Source organism: Corynebacterium sp. MSK004 (genome assembly GCF_030232515.1).
GTDB classification, from domain to species: domain Bacteria; phylum Actinomycetota; class Actinomycetes; order Mycobacteriales; family Mycobacteriaceae; genus Corynebacterium; species Corynebacterium hesseae.
On the sequence record NZ_JASPKB010000003.1, the window covers coordinates 40,734 to 58,207 of the forward strand.

Genomic DNA, 17,474 nt, shown 5'->3' on the forward strand with positions numbered 1-17,474 from the left:
GACCCAGCTAGACCGCGTCCTTTCCCGCAGCGCGGCGGCACTTAGTTAGCCTGTGCCGTTGCTTCAATCCGTTCAAGGCGCTTGCGCAAATCCACGATGACATCGGTCTTGTTGTAGAAGATATCGACGACAGAGCCCTCTTCATCAAAGGGCGGCTGGAAAATTTCCTCGTAGGCCACGCCACCGTTGTGAACCAGCACGTCCACCAGCATCTTGATGAAGCGGATTTGGGCGGCGCTGAACGAAGTGTTGCTGAGAAGGTCTGCAAATTGCTCCTGGACTGCAGCTTCATCAAGGCCCACCAAGCGGCGAATGAAGGCAGGAATACTGTCTCCACCCATGCGTTCCCGCAGCTTGTCAATGCTTTCCTCGAAGCCCACGCTTCCCCCGCCAGCCTGAGCCACCATGGCTTCCAACGCGGCAACATCCTCTGCGTTAAGCGCGCGTGCACTGCGCAACTTGATCATCGCGAGAACGTTGTCGTGTTCCTGCAGCACATCACGCAGCTGTTGTTCGGCCTGAGAGGGGTAAGAGCCTGTTCCGGGCAGCCGCCCAGGCATCTCATCATCGATCGTGAGTTCACCCATCTCATCTTGGATGTCGAGGGTCACGGCGTTGCGCTTTCCCTTGGGCACGAACTGGATGAGCGAACGCATGCCGATGCGGATGGTCTCGAGGTCCTCGACCGTAACGTTCTTCCACCACTCCGGATCCAGCGCGCGCTCGAGGAAGGACCGCCGCTCGGCCACCATGGGGATGGTGGAGCTCACGGCCATGAGATCATTCGCCATACCCTCCACGCGTTGGCGCAGTGCCGCGAACTCCGGGCTGTGGTCGAGCAGCCCCACCTGGAGCTTCAAAATCACCAGGTCAAAGCGCTTAGCTGTCTCAGAGTCCTTCATCGTGTCCAGCGGCAAGTGCGCAATATGGCGGCGCAGCTGCTCAGCCTTCTCTTCACTTAGCTCATCCCACGCAGAGCGTTCGCGGTATCGCAGCAAGGTTTCCTTGTCGCTGGGGCGGACCATGATGTGGCCTAGCGGTATAGACGCCGCCGAGCCGTGAAGGGAATCAGCAAGCTCGGCGCGCATCTCTGGGGCCGTAGCGTGCTTATCCAACTGAGCAAGCAACCCCACGCGGGCATCAAAGAGCTTTTCCGACAGCGACCGTGGTCGGCCCGTGGCCGATTCACGGGCTTCACCCTTAAAGAACTCGTCCACGTTGCCGCAGAAGTCGAAGATGAGGAAGTGCGTCTTGTCCATCCCCGGGCCGAAGAGGTCCGGGCGCAGTCGCGTCCCTCGGCCCACCATCTGCCAGAACTTGGTGGGGGAGTAGACAGGTTTGAAGAACACAAGATTGACCACCTCGGGCACGTCCACGCCGGTGTCAAGCATGTCCACCGAAATCGCGATGTTGACGTCCCCGTCCGGATCTGCGAAGTCGTCCAATGCCGACTGCGCATACTTCGTGTGCGTGGTAATCACGGAGGCTCCAGTGCGCGAATACTCCGGGAACGTAGCGTCAAAGACTTGCTTGATGAGCTCCGCGTGACGTTGAGTCCGGGCGAAGATGATGGTCTTGCCCAGTTGGTCGCCGCCCACGCGGATCCCGTTCTCCACCACGGTTTTCAGGACCTTGCGTATGGTGTCCTTGTTGAACAGGTAGCGGTTAATCTCCGCCGAAGAAACCTGACCAGGCGGATCCAAGCGCCCGCCGTCCTCATCGGTACCCCAGTCGGACGTGTCCCATGCCAGCTGTTCCTCCGGGGAAAGCTCGTCATAGGACATGCCCCGCCGCAGGAAAAGCGAGTCCTGCCGAGCCGTCTTGAAGGGAACAAGATTTCCGTCTGCCACGGCCTCATCAAGTCCGTACTCAAAGGACGGAGTCTTATCCTCCATCTCAAAGAGTGCATACGTGTCATGGTCAATCTCGCTCTTCGGCGTCGCCGTCAACCCCACTACGTAGGCATCGAAGTACTCCAAGATCCGCTTGAAGCGGTTGTACACGGAGCGGTGAGCCTCGTCCACGATGATGAGGTCAAAGTCGAAAGGCCCGAATCTTGCCGGCTTGTCACCGTCATCCCCGATGAGATTCATCATCGTGTTGTAGGTGGTGACATACACATCACCCACCTGCTCAGGATTCTTGATGAGGTTCACGGGCGTGGACTCCGCGTACATGCTCACAAAGGCCTTGTGCGCCTGGTTGACCAAGGCAGTGCGGTCCGCCAGGAACAGCACCTTGCCCACCCAGCCGGCCTGACGCAACAGCTTGGCGGTGGCCACGGCCACACGCGTCTTACCAGTTCCTGTTGCCATGACCAGCAATGCTTGGCGACGCCTCCGCGCCTCCAACGTCTCCGTCACCGCACGGATGGCCTCGAGTTGGTACGCACGGGCGCCGCCGCCAGCAATGTCCGTGTCTACCGGCGTCTCGCTCAACAGGGTGCGCATGGTGCGCCGGCCAATCATGCGGCGCAATTGCTGCGCGGTGGGGAAGCCCTCCACCTCACGGGCGGGATAGCCCGCACCAGAACCAGGAAGGTTGGCCGCATCATCGATCAGGTCGATGTGATAACCATTAGTGCACAACATGACAGGCCGTATTCCGTATTCGCGCTCGATGCAGTCCGCGTACAGCTTCACCTGGTGGGAGCCCACGCTCATGGACTCCATGGACTTCTTCGCCTCGATGACGGCCAACGGTGTGCGGTCATCATCCCACAGGACATAGTCCGCATAACCGACACCGGACGTGTTAGGCATGCCGTGTAGCTCAAGCTCCCGGGTGACGGAGTCACCACTAAAACCGGCCACTTCCAGCATCGGGTCAATGAGCTGTCGGCGAGTCTCGGCCTCACCGATCGCCAAAGGCGCAGCCGACGGTGCTCCCGCCCCGGCGCGCTCGGCTGCGGCCGCTTCCTGCTCGGCTAACTTCGCCTCAAGCGCCTCAATTTTGGCAGCAAGCTTCTCTTCAACATTCTGTGCAGCCGCACGCTCTGCTTCGGCTTGTTCCTGCGCATCGGCGAGATCCGCCTTCGCGCGAACCTCCGCACTCCGCCGCTTGAGCTCGAACTGGGCCGCCTCACGAAGACGCTTCTCCTCTGCATCGCGGGCAGCTTCCTGCGCCTCATCGAGCAGCAGCCGGTTCTTCTTTAGCTCCTCATCCTGCTGCGCCAGCTTCTTGAGGTACGCGGCGGTCTGCGCTTGGGAGCGCCCAGCAACGTGGATGCCAGAAGCATCAGCTGCGCTCTGGCCCAGCAGGCTGGTATCAAAAGTCGCTTGCGGGCCCGGCGCGGCCTTCGGGTTAGCCGAGTGATAACGCACCGCCCACGCCATAAGGTCATACAAATGCGCTACCACTGCCCGCGCCTTCTGCGGAGTGGCCGGCGCTTGCTTGCCCTCCATGTCATCGGCGTGCGCGGCGTCATTACCGCTCTTACGCAAGATGGTCATCTTGCGCAGAATGGTCTCGTTCTTCACGCACTGAAGGAAACCACGGTCCCTGGTCATCTCCGCCAAGCTGAGATACCGAGTATCACCTAAGCTCCGGAATGCCCAGATGTGGTTCACCACCCGCTCCAGTACCTTGCGCGCATAGAAGCAGGAAATCACCGGATCCGCATCCACGAACCGCTCTACCTTCAGACACTCCTCATACGCCGTGGGCCAGACGTAGCGCACAAAACCGAAATTGCTGCTGCGGGTAGGTCCGCCTGAAGCGGCACCGCGGGAATCATGGGGTGGAGTAGGAGCATTCATTTTGGTGTTCCGACTTTATTAGGTAAATCTTTAACATCACAGGGTGCTGACAACACGGGCCGACATCACGTCTAGCTTAAAGGTTAATTCCGCCTCATCAATGCCAAAATAACACTTTCACCACACCGGGAAAGCCATCATCGGGCTTCACTTATCGCACTCGCCACAAATGCCTTCGAGCCTCAGACGTGAACCCTGGGAGATTCAATCGCTCGAGACTGCCTAGAAGTTCCTTTAGTTGTACGGGTGGATAACGCAAGGCATGAGCTTGTCGGACAAGGCAATCTAAGACTTCATCTGGATCGAGATCTAGTTGGTTGAGCAGGAATTCATCCGGTGTCTGCACATCAATGCCAAATCGCTGGAGCTCATCCCGCGGAAAGTCTTTGACGTTGAACGTGACAATGACATCCGCCCGACCTTGGATGGCAGCTGCCAGGACATGCGCGTCATCAGGATCTGGCAAGGAAACTACGCTTTCGAGTACTTCCCAGTCGGTGATATTGGCGTCTTCATAGAAGTCTCGCATCACGGCTATTCGCCGCTCGACGGACTCCGGCGAAAGCCCCGGACGAATCCTTTTCACCGCAAGCTGCGTTTCCTCCAGAATCCGGTCGCTCCATAGTGGGCGATAAAGCCCAGCTTCCGCTAACGACAGGAAGGTATCTGCAAGCGATATCGGCACCAACGTGCACGCATCAAGAAGCGCTGAAAATTTAGCCACGCCGCGCCTTCTTTGCCACTTCCTTACGGGCATCCTTGAGGATCTGCGCAATGTCAGCTGCGTCTGCGGCATTTACGCCATAGGCCCCGGCAGCTTGGGCCTCAGACGCTAGCTCTCGCAGTGCTTTACGACGTTCAGTCCGCTGCTCATCCCGGTACTGCAGTAAGTCAACGAGCCGAACTCTCCTATGCCTGCCTCCTGAGGGACGCTCGAACGCTATCGACCCGTCCTCAAGTTTTTTCACCAGAGTCGGCCTACTAATGCCCAGAAAATCTGCTGCTTCCTGCGTCGTGAGCAACTGGTCTACGGGCGCAAGGGTAATGGCCTTTCCTTGTCTCATCGCCCGGACAACGTCTGCCAGCACGCTAAATGCTTCTTCGGGCAGATTTACCGTCTGTCCGTCAGGCCCCACAAGCGCAGCAGGTCCCTCCAGTTGGTCCAGGAACCTGCTCACGTCGAGCATTGCTTCTAGGTCGTGCGGCGGGAGAGTCGTGTGAGGGCGATTCCGTACTTCATTCATGAGGCCATCATAGAGCAATTCGAAATATTCGAAAAGGCAAACACAGCGCCGAACTACTCAAAGTAATCCTCATCCACCTCAACCAGCGCCACGGTCCTCTTGACCTGCACACCCACGCCATAGCGGATCATCAGTTTCGCCAACCTGTCTCCGTCGATTAAAACGACGCGTGACGACACCGCATCCGCATACTCCTGCGCCTTATCTGAAAACGTCGCTGTAGTCAGGAACACCCCTCGATCCGCCTGCGCACCCTGCAGCGCGCCTACGAATCCCTGAATAGCCGGACGACCGATGCTCTTATCCAACGCATACCTCTTAGCCTGCACGTAAATGCGGGACAGCCCCAGCGCATCCTGGTCAATAATCCCGTCGATGCCACCATCATTAGACAGTTGCGTGCGCGTAGCCTTGCCCTGCGTACCGCCATATCCCATGGCCATGAGCAAGTCCAGCACTGCCTGTTCAAAGAACGCCGGCTCATTGTCGTGCAACCGAGTCAGCAGCTCACCAGCCACGAATTCGTTGTTGCGAGACACACCGGTTTCCACCTGCTCTACCGGGTCGAGCTCGCTCTCGGCCTCTGGAAGGACGCTTTGCTTATCAGCGCTTACCTCGTCCCCAGCCTTACGCCCAGGATTCCTGCCCCGCCACGTAAGTGCCGCTTCCGTGCCCGCAATCTCTCCCAACAGCTGCTTCTCTGTCATTCCTTCGGGGTAGCGCGCCAACAGGTCACGGCCAAAGTCTGTAATTTGAAAGCGTGCACGCGCCGGCGAAGTAATGGCATTCGCTTTCTTAAGGAATGTCAACGCCCACCCAACGCGGTTTTCAAAACGAGACTGCCCCGATGCAATGGTCTCAAGCCTCTCTTCGTCAGTAATGCCCGCATAAGACGCAGTTATCTCGATGATCTCCCTACGTCGGAGCTCAGCTCCATTTGCGTGAAGAGCTTCCAACACCGATACCAAGTAGGCCTCCCATCTTTCGACAGCCATTAGAGCTCTCCTTGGAATGCGCGGGTGGATAGGGACTCTTGTAGTTCTTGCAGAAGCTTCCTCTGGCGCTTCATTTGAGATTCAACGTCGTCGATTCGCGATGTTAAGAATGCGAACTCTTGTTGTTCGTCCAATGATGCTTGAGGAATCGGCAACCGCTTCAACTCGTTGGCGTTGATGTTCGCCATTCCCACAATTGCTTTTGCGGTGTTTCGCAATATCTTCTTACCAAGCACCGAATTGAGGAACCCAGAGATATATTCAGGAACCGCTTTATCGTTTACTCGACATCTGATTAGATAGCCTGCATACGTATATTCCTCCTGCAACTCTGGGACGACAGCAGTTTTTCCCACCAAGTCCTTACTATTCGTCCTGTTGAAGAGTAAATCACCGGCCTTCAGCGAGTATTTCTCTCGATCGCTGGCGTCGAGTTCAACGTATTTTAAATCTGAAAGATCAATTTCACCGTTGTAAGAGACATTTCCCATTCGCAGTATTGGAATGCCGACATTCTCGTTCGCCTTGTCGCTAGTTCCATACTGAGTGGATTCGAGATACTCACCAATTATTGTCGATTCCCGCTCAATTCTTAGGAACAAATCCGTAAACAATTCTTGCTTAAGCTGGAGCAAGTCTCCCAAGGACTGATTAACCCTAAACAGCGCCTCATCCACCTCATCCAAAATCGCCGCGATACGACGCTGCTCGTCGAGGGGAGGGAGAAGAAACTTTTCTTCGACCACGTCTGCCTTAGAGATCCCTGGAACAGCCGCATGCTTTTGAAGCCGTCCAAGTCGCAAATCCTTTAGTAGCCAGTACAGCCATCGAGAGTCAACCTGTTCCTCAGACTTCGGAAATACACCGAATGCCGTATCAATAATCCAGCAGTTTCCGGAGGACCACTCTACGAATCCAGCACTGCCCTTCCTGCCAACTACAGAGACAGGCCCTACAAAATTGGCCTCTACATGGGTCCCAACCGAACCGGCAGAGCCAAACACACGATATTCCCCTTCGACCCGGTCCTCTTTCTTAAGGGCCTTGCCATATTGCAGCTCACACACATCCCCCAACCGCACCATCGGCCAGTCATGCTTTGCAGTGCTCACCATGCTATTTCCCCTTCCCCTCGCTGAGCATGGCCTTGAGGTTGGCAAGGCCTTGGGTGATGTCACGGTCGAGTTCTTCGATTTCGGCAATGATGTCCATGGGGTCACGGGTTTCTTGCGCTTCGAGGACGATCTCCTTGTAGCGGTTCATGGATAGGTCGTAGTCGGCTTGGGCGATCTCGTCTTTCGGCACGGTGAAGGAGTAGTCCGTGCGGGCACGCTCACGCTCGTCGGTGGTGCGGGAGTGCCAACGGGCGACAACGTCCGGAAGGTTATTGAGCTTGAGTTGTTCCTGGGTAAGGGTGACGGGTGTGGGGTCTTCGGCAAGCGCGGGATCGCTAAGGTCCTGGATGTGTGAGGCAGGGGAGGGGCCGAGCAGAGGGGCGTCAAGAAGCGGAATGCGCTTGTCATCCAGTGAGTAGCCATCCGCGGTGACGTCATAGAACCACACCTCATCAGTGCCGCCAGAGTCCGTGCGGGTAAAGCACAGGACGGCGGTGGACACGCCCGAGTAGGGCTTGAATGCGCCGGAGGGCAGTTTGATGACCGCATCAAGGCGCTGATCCTCAACCAAGGTTTTGCGAAGGGCTTTGTGCGCCTTGGTAGAGCCGAAGAGGACACCTTCAGGGACAATCACCGCAGCGCGACCGCCCGGCTTGAGTAGCTGCAGGAAGCGGTGGACAAAAAGAATCTCCGTCTTCTTGGCCGTCGTCACCGACTTGAGCTTGGGATCGACGGCATCCTTATCCAGGCTGCCCGCAAAAGGCGGGTTGGCCAGGACAAGGTCAAAGGCCTCATCGAACGTTGTGGGCAGCTGTTGCAGCGAATCGCGGTAAGAAATGTTGGGTTCTTCAAAGCCGTGCATGAACATGTTCATCGCCGCGATGCGCACCATGGTTTTGTCAAAGTCGAAGCCTGTCAGACCCTCATTGGTAAACGTTGTGCGCGTGTCCTTGTTAAACAGGTCTGCGCGGTGATGGTGGGCAATCCAATCATTGGCAGCCACCAGGAACCCGGCAGTGCCACACGCTGGGTCGATGATGCGCTGCTGTGGTGTGGGCTCCATGAGCGCGACGAGGAGCTCGATAATGTGGCTGGTCGTGCGGAACTGGCCGTTCGTACCCGAGGTGGACAGCTTGTCCAGCATGTACTCATACAAGTCGCCCTTCATGTCCTTGTTGGAGAAGTGCAGCTGGTCAATGAGTTCCATGACGCGTGAGAGCGTGGCTTCAGATTCGATATCGAAGGAAGCGTTGGCCATGTGCTCCTGGAACCCCTTGCCGCCCATCGCTTTGATAAAGGGGAAGACCTTGTTGATGATGGTGACCTTACGGCGGGCGATGTCGCGGTCCTCAATGAGGTTGCGCCACCGCAAGTCCTGCTGGCTGGCGTCAAAGATGTCTTCCGTCGCGGTGGGATCCCCCAGCGCCCGGCGCTTATCAATCTGGACCTGGCGCTCGTCGAGGTCCTTGATAAAGAGCAGGTAGGTGAACTGCTCGATGACGGATACAGGGTTGGAAATGCCGCCGGACCAGAAGGTGTCTCAGATGCGGTCGACATTATTTTTGAGTGCGCCGGTAATCATGTAATTCAGCGTAACTGCTGAGTCCGACACGCTGGCGATGAGGCCGCGGTGGGACGGATGCCGCGCGCCTTCGTGCCGGCCTTTAGCGGCTGCTGCGCGCCCTTGACCTTGAGGGTTTTAGTGATGGTGACCGTGTCGCCGTCGGCAAGCGCATTGCCCACCGAGTCCACGATGGTCAGGGCAGCAGCGTTGTGCCTGCAGTATCAGTCATAAGGAACAGTCTATCCCGCGTGGCGCAAAAAGATGATCCTTCTCTCATTTCTTTGATTGATACCCCGGTGGGGTATAGGCTTGGGTCAACACAATCGGACCTATTCGGAAGACTTATGAAACGCCTCATTTCTCTTGCTGCCGCCTGCGCCGCAGCCATCACCCTGTCCTCTTGCTCTAGTGACAGCCCCGTACCGAGCGAAGCCTCGAAGAGCGCCGCTGCCACCACCGAGGTCCAGCAGGTCTCCGCCGAGGAGATCCTCGCCGAGTTCGATCTCGAAGGGTTGGATGGCCAGGAAATCGTGGACAAGCTGGACCGCCAGTCCAAGGACGAACGCAATAGCGATCTCCTCGCATCCGTGCGCCCGAACGAGCTCATCCTCGCTACTGAACAGGGTCAGGCCTCCCTGCCGCTGCCGGAGGACAAGTTCTACCTCTCCATCGCGCCGTACCTCTCCCGTACGCACGACTGCTTCAACCACTCCCTGACCACCTGCACCGGTGAGCTCAGCCAGGAAGACATCCACGTCACCATCACGGATGACGAAGGAAATGAGCTAGTCAACGAAGACACCACGACGTTCGACAACGGCTTCATTGGCTACTGGCTGCCGGCCGACAAGAAGGGCACCATCACCATCGAGCAGGACGGCAAGACCGGCGAGGTTCCCCTGGATACCTCTGACGAAGGCGGTACCTGCGTGACCACGCTGCAGATGGCATAATCTGCCCATTCACTCACCACGGTGAATCCCACCTCCTGGGGTTCACCGTTTGTCCTTTTATGGTGTCCACGCAGTGCTTGCCGACGTCAACGGTGTTCTGGGCAAGTCCCCATACGGCCACTCCCTGAAGAAATCTCCGAGCAGGCAATTGACCACAACAAGTCCGCTGGTGTCGTCAACTCTGTTCCTTTTAGCCACGCCACCCCGTCGGCGCCGGCTTCTTGGGCGCAGGCGTTGTGGCTGCCCTGCTCGGCGCCATCGCCGCATTCCTGCAGTCTGTCGGCGTGGTCAAGGTTGACTTCTCCGCTCTGCAGAAGATATTCCGCTAAGCACTACAGCACTATGCACTAAAGGATGCGCTGAGCATTCAGCCCCCACGTAGGCCTCCGCTTCGGAAGCGGAGGGCCTACTGCGCTTACTGGGAGGACTCCGCTAGGCAGTCGTACAGAAAATCCATCAGCGTTGTGGCGTCGTCAGCATGGAAGAGCTCATCGAGGGCAAGGTTGAACTCCAGCCGCCTAGCGTGGGGGATATTCAATGAGCTGTATCCATGGCTTAACAAGAGACCGGACGCCACAAGCCTGGCGGTCCGCTTATTCCCATCGAAATAGAACTGGCTACGCGTGGCTGAGCAGAAATAGGCCAACGCTTGCTCGACTGGGTTGTCAAGCCCTTGGAGGGAAACCAGCAAATCGGCATGGGCTTCACCCAATTCATCAGCAGGGTCGAAAGGGATGAACCCGCCATCCATGAGCCGCACTCCACCGCCGTCCCCCTCTGCGTCGCCTTCACCACGGAAAAGTCCGGCATCGAGCAACGTGCGGACTTCCGGGAGGGTAAACGTGTTTCCTTCCAGCGCGGCAGCGTTCCACACCAAGTCAGGAAGTTGCTTGGTTAATCGAAATAACGCACGGTCAGTCCCTAACTCCGAAACGTGCGGCCGCTCATGGTGCTCCCAGCTCACTCGGCTCGTTGCTCTTCTCATCACCTATGCCCCTCCGATGTAGTTTTCTGCGCACACATCAATGGCAAGCTGATGCGGTGATACGTAGTGTATTCCGGCTTCATTAGTTGCGCCGGCGAGCTCTTCACCAGCGACAGGCACGAGGGTGATCCCTCCGGATACGGGTTCAGCACTCGCGCGAATCCGAGTGGGCAACGAGGGCACGATGTCTGCTGGATTTGTGCACCAAATCAATGTTGATCGAGGTTCTCCTTCACCAGCGATATGCCCCGAGACTTGTTGAGCTGCAAAGGCACCCGACATCGCCCATGGTTGCCCGCTCGCATCAACCGCTGAGGCAAGCGTTATGGGATTTGACGGTAAGAAGTGGAGAGCCCCGTGGCGGCCATATGGGTTGGAGGCCCACGCGGCCCGTTCAATGAGAGCCTGGCAGCTACCGCCGCCGGCCGGGGTGTCACCCCACTGCACGAAGCGGTCAATCCAGGCTTTAACGTCTGGCTCCTCACTTGCGAGTTCCCCAAGAAGCACTCTGGCGGCTGTCGCGGCCGCGGCATCACTCATGCGGTGTACCTGTACGGAAACCTCGTATCCGAGCACGCGCATTACCTTGGCCAACCCGGTCAAGCTCGGTTGAGCTGTCCCACGCAACCACAGATTGAGCGTATTTCGCGACACTCCCGAGCGCCGCGAGATTTCGCTCAGGCTCAGCGGGCTTTTCTTGAGGAGTTGTACTGGGTCCATGGCCCTACTATAGCCAACTGTCCTATCAATAGGACACCTGTCCTACGGATAGGACAGTCAGGCCGCCTACCAGCGACATGGCAACACCACCCCGCCGTGTCCTATGATGAAGCAAATGAGCGCGGAGATTTATTCACTTCCCACAACGCCGTTGGTCACCACTGACCTCACCGAACAGGGTCCCCGGATTTCACTGCGCCGGGGGAGCAACATTCTCATGCTGGAGCTGCCGGCTACCTATCCTGAGGCAGATCTGTCTGATCCTCGGTGGGTGGTCAAGTCTCACTTCATCGATCGCCCCCATTCGGTGCGCGAATTCGCCACCGAAGAACCGCTGGAAGTCGGCATCCCTGGGCCTTTTACCCGCATCGAGGTAACCCTGCGCGATGGCGATGAGGACCTCATCGAGACCGTCACCTTCACCGGCATCACCGATGAGGCGCCGTTCATCGTCTATGACCGCACCACCCTCATCGCGCCGCAGGGCACGCTCGAGAATGCTGAGCCACTCGGCATCTGGGCCGGCTGGGAAGTGGGACCGCTACCGGATCAGGTGAGGGTACCGCAGAGGGAACCGGTGGACGTCGCCAAGCACGGCGATTTCGAGTGGGACTTCGACGTCGCCACCCTGCCCAACGCCCGGGGCCTCGATAACGAGCCCGTGTTCACCAAGTCGCCGCGCGTGCACCTCATTGCGGAAGGGGAGTGGCGCATCGATCTCACCTACGCGCCCCTCGGGGGCGAGCAGGAGGAGATTTCGGAGCAGACCTTCGACGCAGGCATCGCCGAGCCTTTCCCGGGTGACCTCTACGAAGACCCGTGGGTGGGCCGCTACAAGGTGTCGCTGTGGCACGACGAGCAGCTTGTCGACGTCCGCTTCATCTCCCTCGCCGAGGGCCTCCACATGCGCGCCACCAACGACGGTCCGCGCGGCATGGATTTCCGCATCATCGATGCCCTCGGCGCGCACTCGACCTTCAGCTACACGCTGGCCTCCCCGCCAAAGAAGCCCATCGCACTGGAAAAAGGCCTGCGCACCTTCGAGGACACCGAGGTCTCGCGCCGCGAGGTCGTGGCCAGTGAAGCCGGCTATGAGCTGGATTTCGATGTTTGGCCCGAGGCTTTGTTCAGCCGCGTCAAGCGCATCGGCCTAGAGCCCACTGAGCACTCCGATAAGCCAGTAATTTTCGCTGGCCAGCTCGATCAGGACGATATGTTCACCGTCCACTCGCCGCGCCCGTTGCCGCTGGCGAAGTTCGTCACCATCGACGGCCGCCAGAAAATCAAGGAGCTGGCGCGCACCTCGAAGACCACGCAGGCGGTCACCAGCCTCGCCGTCCCCAACGCCGCGCTGGCCAACGCCGTGCGCAAACAGCCAACGGCCGAGCTTTTCCTGATGTGGTCCACGCTGTCCTACGAGGATTACCTGGACTCCCTCCCGGCGGGGGAGCGCGAGGCTCACCAGGCCCGCAGCTTGGAGCGGCGCATTGTCGAGTACGAAGCATCCGCATCCACCAGCCTGATCTATGCGGCGCTGGCCACCGTCCGCAAGTCCCCGTTCGTCAGCCGTGGTCTGCTCAATGGCGATGAAATCATCATTGAACAGAACGCAGAACCGCAGGCAGATTTGGTGGGCTGGGTCTGGCCATTGGCCGGGCCCACGGTGGCGCCTACCCAACTCACGCCCACCGAAGAGGGGTTTGAGCTGCCCGCCGACCTTGCTGAGCAGGGCTCGCTGCTTGTCGATGTCCGCGAGCTCCGTGCCTCCTCTAACCTCGCTGCTCCCGCACGCCCCTCCAGCGCCTCCATCGTGATCACGCCGGAAGGCTCGCCCGCAGCTCTGGCCTCAAAGGACTGGACTCCGGAACAGCTGTGGGGCACCTTCCGCGCGCTCCACGTGCTCTCGCAGCGCAGCCCGAACCCGAAGCTGCAAGCGATGTTCGACAGCACCATCGACCGGCTGCGCGCCCAACCGGAGGCCGCGGTCCACGCCCTGGCTCGCACCGGCGTCAGCGTAAACCAGCAGGCCCGCTCACTCGCGCGCACGCGCTTGTTCCACTCCCCGCTGGAGGCCGCCGACGAGTCCGGCGTCGATAGCTACCTGGATCTCCTCCTCGATCCTTCCGCTAGCGAGAACTCCGAGCTCACCGCAGTGCGCGAGTCGGGTGCCGATGGCCTGACCCGCCCGATGCTGCTCAATGCTGCGACCATTCACAGCCCCACACCGCCCGTCGATGATCTGATGGGGGAGGCCGGCCGCGTCGCCGCGCTGCGCGAGTGCTTTGCCAACAACGGCGCCCTCGATGCGCTGGGCACCATCGAGCACCTGCGCAAGGACGCCACGGCACTGGCCTCGCTGGTGCAAAACGCGGGCGTTGACATGTCCGTTAGCCACACCCTCATCGCGTTGGGCGCCTTTGCCAGCGGAAACACCGCCGACGAGCTCAATGCCGCTGCGTGGATGCCTTATATTTCCTATGCCTTCGCCCTGGCCTCCCGCGCTGCGGCGAACGACATCATCATGGAAAGCCCGCTGCTCAAGGAAGACATGCCCATGCTTGCCGACGTCCTCCCGCTTGCCCCCCGCCTCTTCTTCTACGACCTCGTGACGGCCGAAGCTCTCTTCCGCGATCGCGACATGTGAGCGCGTGAGGTGTGCCACAATAGGTGAGCATGAAGGTTATCTCCACGAACGTCGCTGTCCGCCGCCCGGAGCCGCACGGGCGGCACGAGTACACGGGCATCGATAAGCAGCCGCGCCCCTTCCTGGACCTGGAGATACCTGGGCCCAACTACGGTGACGGCTCCGGCGTGGTGGGGGATTCCATCGGTGACCACGCCCACCACGGCGGCGCTGAGAAGGCCGTGTATGCCGTCGCCCGTGAGGAGCTCGATTACTGGGAGGGCACGCTCAACCGTGTGCTGCGTGATGGCTACTTTGGGGAAAACCTCACCACCGAGGGGATTTCCTGGCCGAACATGCTGATTAACCAGCGAATTCAGGTGGGGGAGTGCGTGCTTGAAGTGTCTATCCCGCGCACGCCTTGTGCCACCTTCTCCGGCTGGATGGATGAGCCGGGCTGGCTCAAATCCTTCACGGAGCGCGGCGATTGTGGCTCCTACCTGCGCATCATCGAGCCTGGCCGCATCAAACCTGGCGATGAGATTACACTTATCGGCCGCCCCGACCACGACATCACCATGGGCATGGCCTTCGCGGCCAAGATGGGGGACAAGGAGCTAGCCCGGCGCGTCGTGGACGCCGGCTGCCTCGCCCCAGTCCACCACGACCAGCTGGTCAAGCGCCTGCAGCCCCGCGACTAACTGCATTCCTTCTCCTCCACCTCCAACACTGCGCGGTGCAGCTATAGCCGCCATAGCTAACATTGAGCGCTTCAATGACAAAATTCTCATTGAGGTTGTCATTGATGTTCTCATTGCGCAGTTGACTTAGGCGACGAGCTTCGGCGTTTCCAGCCTCCACTGCATTTCCCCAGACCTGAAACCCGCAACCTGCAGGTCGCCGTCGCCAAGCGCTTGGCGACGCCCCACCACCCACCAGGAGGTTTCGGGATCGAGGTCTGGGGATTTGGCCGAGGTCAGCGCGGCCGGTCAGATGGGATTGTCATTGGCATTCTCATTGAGGCTACATTTCAGCCTTAAAGCCCGAATGTTTAAGAGTTATCTAGCACCTAAACCCCAATGAGTGGTTGGATAAGAGTTATCCAACCACTCATTGGGGTTTGACGAATGGATAGCCTCTACATGCCCCACTACGTTACCGAGAGCTGGATCCCCGACGCAGGATCCGGCATTCCCCGGCGCGATAAGGCCGTAGGTCCTTTTCAAGCGTATGTCCCTGCCCATCTTGCTAGTAAGGCGTGGACTTTTTCTCCAGAGCTCACCAGCCGAGCAGCGCGTATCGAGCGAGAGATCTTGAGGCTCAACCGTCATGCTGCTTCCGGCCAGTTGGAGTCTGTGGCCGCTTACTCATGCGTTCTGAGGCGATCTCCTCCTCACGCATTGAAGGTATTGCGCCCAACGTCGATAAGGTTGTCCTCGCGGAACTCGCCCAAGAGGAGGAAGTCCGCGGCTTTAAGGAAAAGCGCGGAAGAGGTTGCCCGCAACCTCACCGTTCTGCGTTCCATTGAGAAAAGCTTTGCCACCGAACCGACAATCTCTGTCGAGCTTCTCGAAAAGCTTCGAAGAGAGTGGGTGGGGGAGAAGGGCTCTATTTCCACTGGACTTCGCACTATTCAAAACTGGACCGGTGGAAGTAACCACACACCCATTGGGGCCGAGTTCATCCCAGCGCCCCCCACGCCTAGTCCGTGACCTCGTTGAAGACCTGTGCCTTTACCTAGATGGCGCTTAGCACGGTGCTCTCATCCAAGCCGCGATTGCTCACGCTCAATTCGAAACGATTCACCCATTTTCAGATGGCAACGGCCGTGTGGGCCGTGCTCTCATTCATGGGATTCTTCTGCGTCGCGGACTTACTGAATACACCATTCTGCCGGTAAGCCTCGTCCTCGGTACGCGGTCCAAATCGAAAGCTACCTGCCTTTTCGCACCATCGAGCGTTGTAAAATCCTCACCATGGAGCGCACGTATAAGTGGGAGCATGTCGAGACTCCCCTCATCCGGAACGAGGCCGCAGTTCATTTTTTAGGAGCCGGTTTGACCGCTTCCGGAGTGCAATACGGCGATGGATACGAGGCCACGTGGGAGCTGCACGCCGCGGAGAACTGGGTGACCGAACGTGTGTCGGTGAACGTTGAAGGCGACGGATGGGGGCGAAGCCTCGAGCTGTTTAGGTCCGAACAAGGCGTGTGGTCGGCGGAAACCAATGAAGAGGGCGCCCAGCCTGAAGATCTGCCCTCCCCCGGTATCGTCCAGTCAGCCGACCTGAAAGCCGCACTCGATTGCGATCTCGGCCTGTGCCCTCTCACCAACACAATGCCTATTCGTCGCTTGACGCTGCTTGAGACTCAGGTCCCGAAAACGCAGCTGATCATGGCTTGGATTGATATACCGTCCCTCCAGGTGATCGCATCAGACCAGTACTACAGCTCCGTCGATGCTGAAACTGTCCGATACAAAAGCGGAACACGGGGAGTCGACGTCGAGTTGGAGGTCGACGGTGACGGCGTGGTCGTACACTACCCTGATCTCGCACGGCGGGTCTGATCCGGAAACAACTCTAACTAAGCTGGGCGGTATGAACGACCTGACCATCGCGCCTGGCCCAGGGATCCCCGGGGGTCTGGTCATCGTCGCCGCCGACCTGACGGAGCGGTTCGCGAAGTCGTCGGGACCAGGCGGCCAAGGCGTCAATACTACGGACAGCAAAGTGCAGCTTTCCGTCGATATCGCTACGTGCTCATCGCTTTCCGACGCCCAGCGTCGCCGCGTCCTCCACAACCACGAGCACCGCCTAGACGGCACCGTCCTTACCGTTACCGCATCGACCCAGCGATTGCAGGTACGCAACCGCGCCGAGGCACGCGAACGCATGGCCGCCCTCTTGCGCGAGGCGCTCGCTCCGCCTCCTCCCCCGCGGCGCAGGACCAAGCCGACGCGGAGCTCGGTGCGACGCCGTCTCGAAGCGAAAAAGCGGCGCTCGGAACTCAAGTCCACGCGACGGCGGCCCCAAATTCCCTAGTTCGAACCATCCGCATGCATATCCTCACGCTGACGGACCTGGTTTGGGTAACCGCTACGCTGAGACAGCTTGGACCGGTTGAATCCACTCGATTTCCGAGAGGATCTTGTCTTCCGCCACGTCCAAGTCATATTGAGCCTGTAACCCGAGCCAGAACTGGGGGCTCATCTCGAAAAACTTCGCTAGACGAAGGGCCGTGTCAGCGGTTACAGCGCGCTTACCGTGAACAATTTCGTTGATCCGGCGGGGCGGAACGCCGATGGAGACGGCGAGCTTGTGCTGGGTGATCCCCATTCCTTTGAGGAAGTCCTTCATGAGGATCTCACCGGGGTGAACCGGAGGGAGCTTGTCAGTGGTAGTCAACGATCTCAACCTCCTCTGGCCCCGCCGATCACCTTTCAACGCCTCGAGCCGGTTTCCCGGGGGAATCCGCTCTCGATTCCACAGACGCTCAGTGTCCTTGTCAGCGAACGAC

15 protein-coding genes and 2 pseudogenes are annotated in these 17,474 nt (G+C 58.9%); 6 read left to right on the forward strand and 11 right to left on the reverse strand.

What is annotated here, in order from left to right; translation table 11 throughout:
• Nucleotides 1-41 precede the first annotated feature (41 nt).
• From QP999_RS04300 to QP999_RS04330, 7 genes and pseudogenes are all read right to left on the reverse strand, one after another.
• Nucleotides 42-3,758 (reverse strand): type I restriction endonuclease subunit R, encoded by a 3,717-nt coding sequence (locus QP999_RS04300; RefSeq protein WP_284847755.1) that lies wholly within the window; start codon nt 3,756-3,758, stop codon nt 42-44.
• Between the two features lie 151 nt (nt 3,759-3,909).
• Nucleotides 3,910-4,482 (reverse strand): PIN domain-containing protein, encoded by a 573-nt coding sequence (locus tag QP999_RS04305; protein WP_284847756.1) that lies wholly within the window; start codon nt 4,480-4,482, stop codon nt 3,910-3,912.
• Complete coding sequence (locus tag QP999_RS04310) at nt 4,475-4,945, reverse strand: excisionase family DNA-binding protein (protein ID WP_284847757.1); 471 nt, start codon at nt 4,943-4,945, stop codon at nt 4,475-4,477. The genes QP999_RS04305 and QP999_RS04310 overlap by 8 nt, the downstream gene beginning before the upstream one ends.
• A 110-nt stretch (nt 4,946-5,055) precedes the next feature.
• Nucleotides 5,056-5,997, reverse strand: coding sequence for a restriction endonuclease (locus QP999_RS04315; protein WP_284847758.1), 942 nt, complete (start codon nt 5,995-5,997; stop codon nt 5,056-5,058).
• Nucleotides 5,997-7,112 (reverse strand): restriction endonuclease subunit S, encoded by a 1,116-nt coding sequence (locus QP999_RS04320; RefSeq protein ID WP_284847759.1) that lies wholly within the window; start codon nt 7,110-7,112, stop codon nt 5,997-5,999. The genes QP999_RS04315 and QP999_RS04320 overlap by 1 nt, the downstream gene beginning before the upstream one ends.
• 1 nt (nt 7,113) lies before the next feature.
• Nucleotides 7,114-8,694 (reverse strand): annotated as a pseudogene (locus QP999_RS04325) (type I restriction-modification system subunit M).
• 32 nt (nt 8,695-8,726) lie between these two features.
• Nucleotides 8,727-8,867 (reverse strand): annotated as a pseudogene (locus tag QP999_RS04330) (PhnA domain-containing protein); the annotation flags it as partial.
• Nucleotides 8,868-9,020: 153 nt separating this feature from the next.
• Here QP999_RS04330 and QP999_RS04335 point away from each other — a divergent pair.
• Nucleotides 9,021-9,629, forward strand: coding sequence for a CueP family metal-binding protein (locus tag QP999_RS04335; RefSeq protein WP_284847760.1), 609 nt, complete (start codon nt 9,021-9,023; stop codon nt 9,627-9,629).
• A 415-nt stretch (nt 9,630-10,044) separates the two neighbouring features.
• On the opposite strand, the gene QP999_RS04340 is transcribed toward QP999_RS04335, so the two are convergent.
• Both QP999_RS04340 and QP999_RS04345 read right to left on the reverse strand, forming a co-directional pair.
• Nucleotides 10,045-10,503 (reverse strand): Fic family protein, encoded by a 459-nt coding sequence (locus QP999_RS04340; RefSeq protein ID WP_083315670.1) that lies wholly within the window; start codon nt 10,501-10,503, stop codon nt 10,045-10,047.
• Between the two features lie 114 nt (nt 10,504-10,617).
• Nucleotides 10,618-11,334, reverse strand: a complete 717-nt coding sequence (locus QP999_RS04345) for a helix-turn-helix domain-containing protein (protein WP_284847761.1) — start codon at nt 11,332-11,334, stop codon at nt 10,618-10,620.
• A 115-nt stretch (nt 11,335-11,449) separates the two neighbouring features.
• Here QP999_RS04345 and QP999_RS04350 point away from each other — a divergent pair, with 115 nt between their 5' ends.
• The gene (locus tag QP999_RS04350; RefSeq protein ID WP_284847762.1) at nt 11,450-13,978 is read left to right on the forward strand and encodes a hypothetical protein; all 2,529 of its coding nucleotides are present in this window, start codon (nt 11,450-11,452) and stop codon (nt 13,976-13,978) included.
• A 29-nt stretch (nt 13,979-14,007) separates the two neighbouring features.
• Nucleotides 14,008-14,658 carry an MOSC domain-containing protein gene (locus tag QP999_RS04355; protein ID WP_070644803.1) on the forward strand — a complete coding sequence of 217 codons (651 nt, stop codon included), beginning with the start codon at nt 14,008-14,010 and terminating at the stop codon, nt 14,656-14,658.
• A gap of 692 nt (nt 14,659-15,350) precedes the next feature.
• Here the strand turns inward: QP999_RS04355 and QP999_RS04360 are convergent.
• The gene (locus QP999_RS04360; RefSeq protein ID WP_284847763.1) at nt 15,351-15,482 is read right to left on the reverse strand and encodes a hypothetical protein; all 132 of its coding nucleotides are present in this window, start codon (nt 15,480-15,482) and stop codon (nt 15,351-15,353) included.
• A 275-nt stretch (nt 15,483-15,757) separates the two neighbouring features.
• On the opposite strand from QP999_RS04360, the gene QP999_RS04365 reads away from it, so the two are divergent.
• Genes QP999_RS04365 through arfB form a run of 3 tightly spaced genes read left to right on the forward strand, consistent with a single transcriptional unit; the run spans nt 15,758 to nt 16,999 of the window.
• On the forward strand, nt 15,758-16,006 hold the full coding sequence (locus tag QP999_RS04365; protein ID WP_284847844.1) for a Fic family protein: 249 nt from the start codon (nt 15,758-15,760) through the stop codon (nt 16,004-16,006).
• Nucleotides 15,934-16,524 (forward strand): putative glycolipid-binding domain-containing protein, encoded by a 591-nt coding sequence (locus tag QP999_RS04370; RefSeq protein ID WP_284847764.1) that lies wholly within the window; start codon nt 15,934-15,936, stop codon nt 16,522-16,524. Before QP999_RS04365 ends, QP999_RS04370 begins: the two co-directional genes overlap by 73 nt.
• A gap of 31 nt (nt 16,525-16,555) precedes the next feature.
• Nucleotides 16,556-16,999 (forward strand): alternative ribosome rescue aminoacyl-tRNA hydrolase ArfB, encoded by a 444-nt coding sequence (arfB, locus tag QP999_RS04375; RefSeq protein WP_010187974.1) that lies wholly within the window; start codon nt 16,556-16,558, stop codon nt 16,997-16,999.
• A gap of 54 nt (nt 17,000-17,053) precedes the next feature.
• Here the strand turns inward: arfB and QP999_RS04380 are convergent, their stop codons facing one another.
• Complete coding sequence (locus tag QP999_RS04380) at nt 17,054-17,362, reverse strand: HigA family addiction module antitoxin (RefSeq protein WP_083306840.1); 309 nt, start codon at nt 17,360-17,362, stop codon at nt 17,054-17,056.
• Nucleotides 17,363-17,474: the final 112 nt, after the last annotated feature.

Bases quoted from the DNA above. Each gene is read 5' to 3' on its own strand.
- QP999_RS04300 (WP_284847755.1), bottom strand. From the start codon at position 3,758: ATGAATGCTCCTACTCCACCCCATGATTCCCGCGGTGCCGCTTCAGGC.
- QP999_RS04310 (WP_284847757.1), bottom strand. From the start codon at position 4,945: ATGCTCGACGTGAGCAGGTTCCTGGACCAACTGGAGGGACCTGCTGCG.
- QP999_RS04315 (WP_284847758.1), bottom strand. From the start codon at position 5,997: ATGGCTGTCGAAAGATGGGAGGCCTACTTGGTATCGGTGTTGGAAGCT.
- QP999_RS04320 (WP_284847759.1), bottom strand. From the start codon at position 7,112: ATGGTGAGCACTGCAAAGCATGACTGGCCGATGGTGCGGTTGGGGGAT.
- QP999_RS04335 (WP_284847760.1), top strand. From the start codon at position 9,021: ATGAAACGCCTCATTTCTCTTGCTGCCGCCTGCGCCGCAGCCATCACC.
- QP999_RS04345 (WP_284847761.1), bottom strand. From the start codon at position 11,334: ATGGACCCAGTACAACTCCTCAAGAAAAGCCCGCTGAGCCTGAGCGAA.
- QP999_RS04350 (WP_284847762.1), top strand. From the start codon at position 11,450: ATGAGCGCGGAGATTTATTCACTTCCCACAACGCCGTTGGTCACCACT.
- QP999_RS04355 (WP_070644803.1), top strand. From the start codon at position 14,008: ATGAAGGTTATCTCCACGAACGTCGCTGTCCGCCGCCCGGAGCCGCAC.
- QP999_RS04360 (WP_284847763.1), bottom strand. From the start codon at position 15,482: ATGGAACGCAGAACGGTGAGGTTGCGGGCAACCTCTTCCGCGCTTTTC.
- QP999_RS04370 (WP_284847764.1), top strand. From the start codon at position 15,934: ATGGAGCGCACGTATAAGTGGGAGCATGTCGAGACTCCCCTCATCCGG.
- arfB (WP_010187974.1), top strand. From the start codon at position 16,556: ATGAACGACCTGACCATCGCGCCTGGCCCAGGGATCCCCGGGGGTCTG.